Annotated in this window: 4 protein-coding genes; 3 read left to right on the top strand and 1 reads right to left on the bottom strand. The window is 62.1% G+C overall.

Annotated features, from left to right (window positions below):
• A partial coding sequence (locus WAO18_RS20125) for an isocitrate lyase/PEP mutase family protein (RefSeq protein WP_422207995.1) occupies positions 1-402 on the bottom strand: 402 nt, incomplete at its 3' end.
• Positions 403-513: 111 nt separating this feature from the next.
• On the opposite strand from WAO18_RS20125, the gene WAO18_RS20120 reads away from it, so the two are divergent.
• The 3 genes from WAO18_RS20120 to WAO18_RS20110 all read left to right on the top strand — a co-directional run.
• Positions 514-804, top strand: coding sequence for a hypothetical protein (locus WAO18_RS20120; RefSeq protein WP_422207994.1), 291 nt, complete (start codon positions 514-516; stop codon positions 802-804).
• Between the two features lie 44 nt (positions 805-848).
• Positions 849-1679 carry a hypothetical protein gene (locus tag WAO18_RS20115; protein ID WP_422207993.1) on the top strand — a complete coding sequence of 277 codons (831 nt, stop codon included), beginning with the start codon at positions 849-851 and terminating at the stop codon, positions 1677-1679.
• 46 nt (positions 1680-1725) lie between these two features.
• On the top strand, positions 1726-2309 hold a 584-nt coding region (locus WAO18_RS20110; RefSeq protein WP_422207992.1), incomplete at its 3' end, for an FAD-dependent oxidoreductase.

Raw genomic sequence — 2309 nt, 5'->3', positions numbered from 1 at the left:
GACGAGCTCGGCGTGCTCGCTGGACGACCGCAGCCTGCCACCTTCGCTGTGCACTGTGTCCTCGATGTTCAGCCCGACGGCGCCCGCCTCCAAAAGACCCTCGATCAGCCGGGCGGGCGATTCGGCGTAGCCCGATTCGATGTCTACCGATACCGGCACGTCGACGGCGGCGGTGATCTGCTTGACGCGGGTGATCACGTCGTCGTACGTCATGCCCTCTTGGTCGGCCTTGCCCACCGAGTCGGCCATCGGATGGCTGCCGACGGTCAACGCGACGAACCCGGCGCCCACCGCCAACCGCGCCGACCACGCATCCCACACCGTGGGGAGCACCACCGGATTGCCGGGCTGATGCAGCGCCAGCAATGCCTCGGCACGCTCCTTGAGCACCTGGTCGGACATCGCGCTACCTCCAGCTAGTTGACGTGACCTGTCTCACTCCAAACCCCCTGATGTAACCAACATCGGGTGTCGTACTGTGATCCGAGACACCCTTCAGCCCAAGGAGGTCAAATGTCGAGCACAACTGAACTTACCGAGCTGCACGAGCTAATCGGAAGCCTGCGTCGGTGCGTGACATCGTTGGCATCGAAGTACGGGGACAGCCCCGCTACTCGTCGCATCGTCAACGACGCCGAACGCATCCTCAACGACATCGACCGACTCGACATCGACGCCGAGGAGCTGGAGCTCACTCGGGGCGTGACCCGTCACCAACATGGCGCCGAGAAGATTGCCATTCCCGACACCCCGTACGACTCCGCCTTCTGGGGCGATGAGGACGACCGGGGCGTCGCCGGTTAGCCCGGTGACCGTCTGATCGGGACATAACCCACCGAAAGGGAAATGTGAGCGCACCCACCGCCGACCGCAAGGCGACCGGCGTTTTCTCGCCGAGCCGTGCCCAGATTCCGCAACGCACCCTGCGTACCGACCGGTGGTGGCAGTCGCCACTTGTCGTGGACCTGGGTTTCGCCGCGTTCGTGATCTACGCGACAGTGCGGGCGTTCCTTCAGAACAACTACTACGTAGCGCAATACCACTACCTGACGCCGTTCTACTCCCCGTGCGTCAGCAAGGGATGCACGCCGGAGGCCAGCCACTTCTGGCCACAGATCATCCCCGACGTGTGGTGGATTCCGTTCGCGGCGTTGTCATTACCGTTCCTGTTGCTGTTCCGGCTGACCTGCTACTACTACCGCGGGGCCTACTACCGGTCTGTGTGGCAGTCGCCAACGGCGTGCGCAGTGGCAGAACCCCACGCGAAATACACCGGTGAAACCCGCTTTCCGCTGATCATCCAGAACACGCATCGATACTTCTTCTACATCGCCGGAATCATCTCGGTGATCAACACTTACGACGCGATCGTGGCGTTCCACTCCGACAACGGCCCGGGCGGATTCGGATTCGGTTTGGGCAACGTCATTCTCGTTGTCAATGTGGTGATGCTGTGGATCTACACCGTGTCGTGCCACTCATGCCGCCACGTCGTCGGCGGCCGCCTCAAGCACTTCTCCAAACACCCCGTCCGCTACTGGCTCTGGACGCAGGTGAGCCGCTTGAACACACGGCACAAGATGTACGCGTGGATCACACTCGGCACTCTGATGTTGACCGATTTCTACATCATGCTGGTCGCCAGCGGCACCATCAGTGATCTCAGATTCATTGGCTGACAAACAGTTTCATCACAGTTATTCGTGAATAGGCAAGTGAGGGTATATGGCTGAGGTTGATGCTCTTCGCGCAAGCGGCTCATCGCCGGTCGAACGGCACCAATACGACGTGGTCGTGATCGGTGCCGGCGGCGCGGGTTTGCGTGCGGTCATCGAAGCGCGTGAACGTGGTCTGAAGGTCGCCGTGGTCTGTAAGTCGTTGTTCGGCAAGGCTCACACCGTGATGGCCGAGGGCGGCTGCGCGGCCGCGATGGGCAACGCCAACGCGAAGGACAACTGGCAAGTCCACTTCAAGGACACCATGCGCGGCGGGAAGTTCCTGAACAACTGGCGGATGGCCGAGCTGCACGCCAAGGAGGCACCCGACCGGGTCTGGGAACTCGAGACGTACGGCGCGCTGTTCGACCGCACCAAGGACGGCAAGATCAGCCAGCGCAACTTCGGTGGCCACACCTACCCGCGGCTGGCCCACGTCGGCGACCGCACCGGCCTGGAGATCATCCGCACCCTGCAGCAGAAGATCGTTTCGCTGCAGCAGGAAGACAAGGCCGAGCTCGGTGACTACGAGGCCCGGATCAAGGTCTTCGCCGAGTGTGCGATCACCGAGCTGATCAAAGACGGCGACGCGAT

Origin of the sequence: Mycobacterium sp. (genome assembly GCF_049278535.1) — a bacterium.
Lineage (GTDB): Bacteria > Actinomycetota > Actinomycetes > Mycobacteriales > Mycobacteriaceae > Mycobacterium.
Note: the sequence above shows the minus strand (reverse complement) of the source record. Positions and strands in the feature narration are given on the sequence as shown.

What these genes read in the sequence shown, in the direction of transcription:
- WAO18_RS20120 (WP_422207994.1), top strand. Translation starts at nt 514, where the DNA reads ATGTCGAGCACAACTGAACTTACCGAGCTGCACGAGCTAATCGGAAGC.